This is a genomic window from Acinetobacter sp. S40, from assembly GCF_016624705.1.
Lineage (GTDB): Bacteria > Pseudomonadota > Gammaproteobacteria > Pseudomonadales > Moraxellaceae > Acinetobacter.
Genome location: NZ_JACVTU010000018.1, coordinates 37,163 through 44,424, shown reverse-complemented (window position 1 = coordinate 44,424; position 7,262 = coordinate 37,163). Strand labels below are relative to the sequence as shown.

Here is a 7,262-nt window from a genome sequence, read left to right as displayed (position 1 = left end):
GTCAACAATTCCGTCTGCTGGAGTTAAGGCGCTGGTGTAGTTGCCTGAGGCATCTGTCGTTACAGTCTTGGTGACCGTGACATCGTTGCCGTTTGCATCTTTACCAGTAATGGTCAGTACAACGTCGGTGCCTGGGGCAACGTCTGTCGTCGTACCTGTGATGCTGCCAGTCTCCACGATATCAACTGTGATCGCACTTTCTACACGATCTAAACCACCGTCTGAACCAGATTCGATTGCTCCTGGTAAGTGATCATCCGCTGTTATGACCTTACCATTTTGATCGGTAGTTTGAGCTACTGCATTGACTGCTGAACCATCAACAATTTCTACTGGAATATTGACTTGGTAACTTCCATCAGAATTAATGGTCGTTTCAATATCTTTCTTAATGATATTTCCATCTTTATCTAAGCCTTCCACAGTAACGATGACTTTAGAGCCTGGGGTAACATCTTTAGTTACTCCACTAATTGTACCATCGTTATTAATTTGAAGATTAATCGTGCCATCATTTAGTTTGTTATCATTATCGTTATGATCAATAATAGCTGCTGCAATACCACCAGCAGCTAGAGCACCTGCTACCCAAGGTAAAATGCCACCAGTTGCTGACTCACTAGCTATTGGTAATAAGTCTTCTAGGCCTGCAATTTCTTTAAATCCTGCAACCTCATCAAACCAGTACAGGACACAACCGTCCTCTTCAAAAACTAAGTCTGATTCTACATTTTCGTATTGAACAAAGAAGTTCTCGATAACAACTTCTTCTCCATTATTCAACTTTAAAATAAGATTATTTCCATCACGAAGAAATTCCGCAACGTCCTGGCGATACATTTTAGTATGGACAATAGATGCTTCGCTCAACGTAATGCGATTTGCATTCACTACTATTTTATCAAGAGAATCTTTCTCAATGACTGTAAACTGTTTCATATTCCCGCCTATATAATATTTAATAATATTTTTAAAGTTTCACTTATTTTGAAATGCCTGTGATCTCTACAGTTACTCGGCGATCCGCTTGTAAACATGCTTTTAATGCTTCACGTGATTTAACAGTTGGACACCCATCAGTAACTGGTTGATTCTTACCTTCACTGGTCGTGCTTATTAGATTTACAGGTACACCATTTTGAGCTAAAAGATTACGTACAGTTTCTGCCCTGTTTTGGCCTAACTGCTGGTTATAACTTTCACTGCCTAAACGGTCGGTGTGTCCTATAAGTTTGATATGGCTTACGGAAACAAATTTATTAGAGATCTGAGATGCAACATTTAAAACTTCCTGACGGCCCTTAGGCAACAGATCGTTTAGAGAGAAACCATTAAATTTGAACAGCGTGTCAGCAGCTAAATTGACAGATATAGTTTGCTCAACTGGTACAACGATATTTTGAGGTGTTTGCTTTTTCTCAGTACATATAAGTGGTTGACCACCATTTAAGATAAATGGTTTGCCTACATCATCTACTGACAAAATAAAATTATGATCTTTTAAATGATCTGGGCTTAAATCTACATCACAGGTTTTACACTCACTACCAGAAACGCAATTTTTAACTTTGAAATTATATATTTCTGGTTTCAAATGGTATTTTGCAGTGTTATTAATATAAAAATGACCCGCCTTAATACTATCTATATAAAAATCAATCGGACAATTTTGCTCATTTTGTGTGTCTTTTGAACATAATTTATCATCTCTTTTTACATTGATTATTTGAGTATTTCCTTGCTTATTTTCTTGAAATTTCAAGTCAGATGGCTTGGAATATGGATTAGATGCGCAACCTATCAAACCTAACGTTGCAATGGATAAAAGCGATAATTTCAACATAACAACCCCTGTGTTGAATTTAGAATTAAATAGAGGATTTACTACACATTTCCATCATCACCATTTTTTTATTCCTGCTAATGGAACAATTTTTTGACATAAATGTGCTTTAAGCACATTTATATCACAAAAAAATGTTAAAAATAAGCATTTTTCTATTTATCATTTTATTTTATTAATTTGACGCATGTCTCACTTTAAATTTAAGAAATAAATTATTTCAAGTAAGCAAGTTGTAATTAGATATCGACCGTTATCAGTCTTCTAGAGAAATATAATCAATTCCTTTTGTAGACCCAGGAGAGAAAATTATGTTGGAACAACAATAGATCCCACAGTTTAAAATAAGGTATTCAAATTAAAGAGGAAGGTTTGGTCTTTTAAGATTGTCGTAATCGTCGGCAGATTACGCCACCTAACCATTTAAATCGAGAGTTTGTTGTAAACACACCTGATACCTCACGAAATGATGTTGCTCAGGTGACTGATATTACCTACATCCGCACCTGGCAAGGAAAGTCATCTGTTGGTCAATGAAACCTACGCTTGCCCAAGATATCGTTTTAGATGCAATTCTTATGGCAGTATGGCGAAACAGACTCAATGAACCTGTGATCAGACACTCAGACCAAGGCTCACAATATAGTAGCGGAGACTGACAGAAATTCTGTCAGAAGCATAACTTGATTATCAGCATGAGCCGTCGAGCTCTTGCACAGTATACTGCTCATGGGAAAATGCTGTTGCTGAATCCTTTTTTAGAAGCCTAAAGAAGGAAAGAATTAAAAAGAGAATCTATAAAAATCGAGAAATGGCTCGTGCAGATGCGCTTGATTATATCGAGATGTTTTACAATCGAATCAGGGGCCATTCGCATCTTGATGGAATGAGTCCAGAAGTCTTTGAAACAGCTATAAAATGAGGCTGTCTCATATCCAGGATACTGGGGGTAGTCCAATGTGTATTTCATATAGGCTGTTAACTAATTTTTGAAAAATCTGTTTACTGCAAAACTCTATTTCATTTATTGATCAATATGGTTGTTCAATTAATTTCAAAATTAACATTACAAATTCCTAGTATCAATATACATGTGTGCGCTTCACACACAATTTCCAAATTAAAACGGACAATTTTATTGTGGTAAAATTCAAACTTTTTATTATAAAATCAAATATTGTCACATAAAATTTTATTTATTAAATTAAATAAAATTTTCAATGTAGCTTTTATAATAAAAATAAAAAAATTCTCGCATAAAATATGTTAAATATGTACATTTTTTGTTTTTAGTGATAAATTCCACAACAAATTAAATTCAAATGAATCATCGTCAGCAATTCTCAGGCAAGCTATAGTTTTATTAGATTTCCATGATGAGTGAATTTGCTTGAGCTAAAAAAGGACGTACATTAATTTTATGCGTGCATATTCATTAGACTTTCGAAAAAAAATCATGCTTGCTTATCATCAGACAAAGCACAAATCAAATGTCTGCAAGAAATTTGGTATTGCGAGATCCACATTAGATGATTGGATTCGGTTAGAACAAGAAAATCAAAGTTTATTACCATTAATTCCCAAAAGCAAAGGACGACCTTTTACAATTAAAGATCTAGAAAGTTTTAAGATATTTGTTGAAAAAACTTCTTTCAATAAAATTTATGACTTACTTGAACCCTTTGAACAGCAATTTGGTTATAGAATTTCTTATTCCATTCTATGGAGGGGATTAGATAAAATAGGATGGACAAAGAAAACTTTTCCAAAGCCCATAAATAAAGATTTTATTTTATAAAATGAATTATTCATCGTATTGATAAATACCAAGTCTAAAACGTTTATTGGCATTTTTAGTACCTTGATCACTTTTACAATATTCAATTGCAGCAGAAACTAATGCTTTTGACATTAGCTTCCATAGGTCAGAACTTAATTGTGTAAGTTTATCAATAGAGTCCTGAGTCAATTCATCTGCAAAAATTGCTTGTTCCAGAAAATTAGTATTCTGCGTTAAATTAAGAATCCCCGCAGCTAAGTGATCGGAAATATTTTTAGGAAATATTTTTTTATTTTCGTCCACGTGTAAATTTGAATTAAAATTAGAGTTTTGAAGGACAACTTGTTCCCCTTCTTCTATGACATGACCTAAACGTTTTAATTCCAAAAGAATAGATTTTGGATGTTTCTCAGATGAAATTTGTCTAACTAAACTTTCAAAGCTATTTTCATTACCTTGAAAAGGGATACTGCTTGGTAAAGCTTGAACAAGCCACGCTCCTAATACTCGTGCTGGTACACTAACGGGAAGTTGTAAACTCAATTGATCGACCAAAACGTATTCACCATACGTTTGGCAAAATGCTCTTACATCACGCCTATTTAATCCTGACAATAAGCTGATTGCTGAATCAGTTTTTTTTTGACTAATGCGATTCAGTTCTTTAATGGCCTCATTATAGAAAACAGCTTTAAGGGCTGTAGAAAACTCTGTGTACCCAACACCAGATTTAATCATCCACTCTATAAGCTTAGGTACAATATTAACAACATGTTCCAAAGTCGTTTCACTTTCATGAGACAATCTTGTTCCATCGGAGTTTCCTAAAACTGCTGTCTCTTTATTCATGTAAACTCCTGTATCAACCATGGGAGAAAAACATCCTAAATAAATAAGAAAAGTTAAAAATTGCTATTATTATTCTAACTTAATTAATTGAGTGAAATTGTAATTGTAGGCTTTTTTTTAAAAAAATTTACTTTTTTACTTCAAAGCTGTAAAAAAGATTAAAATTCAAAGTATATCAATGAATAAATGAAAACAGAAAAATTACAATGCTTTATACTGAACTCATGAAATAAAGATTTAACCTTATGTCATTCTGCCGAAGTGTTAAACTCACCTAATAAAATATCTAAAATTATTTTTTTGTTTCGATTTATTAACGTTAAATTTATTTTTTGAGCAGTAGGTCAAGCTAACCAGTTTAGCTATCTTAAAGAATATTTAACAATGTAAATTTCATCTTTCCGTTCAACACTAACATCCTCTTTTCGTTATTTTTTAACAAATCAGACATAGATTTTCAAATTACCTTATCAATACTTACCATACAACACTAATTTAATTAAATATATGAATTATATGTTTTTTTGTTAGACTCTTATAATATATATCAGTGACTATTGCCAATTAAGACTAAATCTTAATAGGAAATTCAGACATGATCTAAAGATTTATCTTTCAAATACATAATCTTTGTCGAAAATTGTATAATTAATCAAATAGCTTCAAATATTTAACAATTTTACCAATTGATAAAAAATAATATTTTAAGCTCTTTAAGAGTTAAGTATGTCGGCAACTTTTGTTGAGTTTTCAGAATAAAAAATTATACAATCAATGAAAAATAATATAAGCATATGTATTAAATCAAGTTATTATAAAACATAATGATATAATTTAATACCATTTATAGCGCTGACTCTTTCCGAGATTGGGGTTATCGTTCACCATAGCATTTCGCTGTGGATTAACTGGTTGGGTTAATATATCCTCAATTTCATGTTGTTTACACGATACTTCCATTAAATTACTTATGTATTCTGAACCATTATCGCTGCGTATTCTTTTGGGTTTACCTCACCATACAATCAATTGATCAAGTCCTCTAAACACACGCTGAGTAGGTAAAGAGAAATCTACTAATGTGTCCAATGACTCACGCTTATAAGCATCAATCACATTGTGAACACGGTGATTGCAGCCCAACTAAAGGATAATGTTTTTCGGATTCAATCAATAATTGAACCGTTCTATCTCTGATTTCAGGAGTATATTTTGGTTTTGTCATTGGGACATTCTCTCAAGAAAAGTAGTCTCCGACAAAACCATCTCGATTCACATACTGGAACATAGACCATATCCAAGATGATGTTATTTTTTGATTTAAGCAATGAACCCTGTTCATCCAGATTAAAAAAAGCAGATGCTTTCTCATCTGCTATAGTGCTAACGATCAATATTTTTTGTTTTAAAACTGAATCAGGTTGAAATGGTATCATCAACTGGAAATTCACCCTTCTTTAAATAGCGATAACTTTGAATCACCAATAATATTGCTGCCAAACTGATTCCACAGGTCAGCACCAGCCAGATTACATCTACATTAGCATGTTCATGAAGCCATCCATGAACCCCCATCGAATAACTCAGTGGAATAATCACCAACCAATAACAAAACAGAATCACAAAAAGTGGTTGCATAAACTGCTGCAAACCACGAAGCACACCAGATGCCACTGTTTGGAGCGCATCAAAAATAAGGAAAACTGCCACGAAAGACATTAAGCCAGTGGCAATGTTTAATACTTCAGCATCTTTACTAAATAAACCTGTCAGTGATGTTGCAAAAGTAATTAACAGTCCTGCAATGAGTACGCCATAAATCAGGGTAATGATAACTACAGCACCACTGGTGGCAATCTTGGACTGATAATCATGGGTTGCAGAAAAATACGCCACCCGAATGGTAGTTGCGCTACTAATAGCAATTGGAATCATGATAATCAACATGGCAATATTAATTACTATCTGATGTGCTGCAATCGCCTTTGCCCCAAGCTGTGACGCAAAAAAAGCCAGTGTTGCCAAAGCTAGAATTTGTAGTACCAAGGTGATACCAATAGGTAAACCTTGCTTGAACAATCCTAAACTTTGTTGAATAGTGACCTTCACTTGTGTTGTTTTCAGTTCTGGAACAGCTTTCGCCACCAATTGATACATACAAAAACAGGCAATATAAGCACTGATGGCAGTGGCGAGTCCTGTCCCTGCTCCACCCATTTCGGGAATAAAACCAATGCCATTGACCAATGCAACACAAAGTGAAGCATCACAGATCAATAGAATGAGATAAGTCAGCATAATTGGTTTAAGTAAGCTATGACCTTCGCTGATAAATCTGAATAAGGTCATATATACCAGTCCAGGCACACCAAAAGCCACAAAATGCAAATACTGTTTGGCAATGCTCGCCACTTGTGGGTTTTCAATTAACCAAGGACATAAAAGCGCCAACATCTGAATCAACATAAAGCCAAAAATTGACAATAAAAATGCCACTTTTTTACCTTGTTGTATCAGTGCAGCAATCTCGTGTTTAGTCCCTTGTTGCATGGCAGAAATTTTGGGAACAAGTACATATAAAATCCCTGTAAATAATATAAATACAGGCGTCCACATATTACTGCCCAAACCAATTCCAGCCAGATCAATATAATGATAACGACCTGCTACCATGGTATTGATCACGCCCAAAGAAGCCTGACAAATCTGGATTAAAATTAAGGGCAAAGCCAGTTTTAATACAGGCAGGAAGATGTCTTTTAAAATATTCATAGCATTCAAATCTTAAAA

5 protein-coding genes and 3 pseudogenes are annotated in these 7,262 nt (G+C 34.0%); 2 read left to right on the top strand and 6 right to left on the bottom strand.

Annotation, left to right across the window (positions count from 1 at the left end; all coding sequences use genetic code 11):
- Positions 1-939, bottom strand: a 939-nt coding sequence (locus IAE19_RS15130; protein ID WP_200461740.1) for a BapA/Bap/LapF family prefix-like domain-containing protein, incomplete at its 3' end; no start/stop codon positions are given.
- Positions 940-982: 43 nt separating this feature from the next.
- Positions 983-1,843 carry an OmpA family protein gene (locus IAE19_RS15125; RefSeq protein WP_200461739.1) on the bottom strand — a complete coding sequence of 287 codons (861 nt, stop codon included), beginning with the start codon at positions 1,841-1,843 and terminating at the stop codon, positions 983-985.
- 390 nt (positions 1,844-2,233) lie between these two features.
- Here IAE19_RS15125 and IAE19_RS16680 point away from each other — a divergent pair.
- Both IAE19_RS16680 and IAE19_RS15115 read left to right on the top strand, forming a co-directional pair.
- Positions 2,234-2,765: pseudogene (locus tag IAE19_RS16680) on the top strand (IS3 family transposase); the annotation flags it as partial.
- Positions 2,766-3,263: 498 nt separating this feature from the next.
- Positions 3,264-3,641, top strand: a complete 378-nt coding sequence (locus IAE19_RS15115) for a helix-turn-helix domain-containing protein (protein WP_200461738.1) — start codon at positions 3,264-3,266, stop codon at positions 3,639-3,641.
- 6 nt (positions 3,642-3,647) lie between these two features.
- On the opposite strand, the gene IAE19_RS15110 is transcribed toward IAE19_RS15115, so the two are convergent.
- The 4 genes and pseudogenes from IAE19_RS15110 to IAE19_RS15095 form a co-directional block, all read right to left on the bottom strand.
- Positions 3,648-4,472, bottom strand: a complete 825-nt coding sequence (locus IAE19_RS15110) for a hypothetical protein (protein WP_200461737.1) — start codon at positions 4,470-4,472, stop codon at positions 3,648-3,650.
- Positions 4,473-5,354: 882 nt separating this feature from the next.
- Positions 5,355-5,612, bottom strand: a pseudogene (locus tag IAE19_RS15105) (DDE-type integrase/transposase/recombinase); the annotation flags it as partial.
- Positions 5,600-5,697: pseudogene (locus tag IAE19_RS15100) on the bottom strand (adenylosuccinate lyase); the annotation flags it as partial. The pseudogenes IAE19_RS15105 and IAE19_RS15100, both read right to left, overlap by 13 nt.
- Before the next feature lie 191 nt (positions 5,698-5,888).
- Positions 5,889-7,244: an MATE family efflux transporter gene (locus tag IAE19_RS15095; RefSeq protein WP_200461736.1), complete on the bottom strand. Its 1,356-nt coding sequence runs from the start codon at positions 7,242-7,244 to the stop codon at positions 5,889-5,891.
- Positions 7,245-7,262 lie beyond the last annotated feature (18 nt).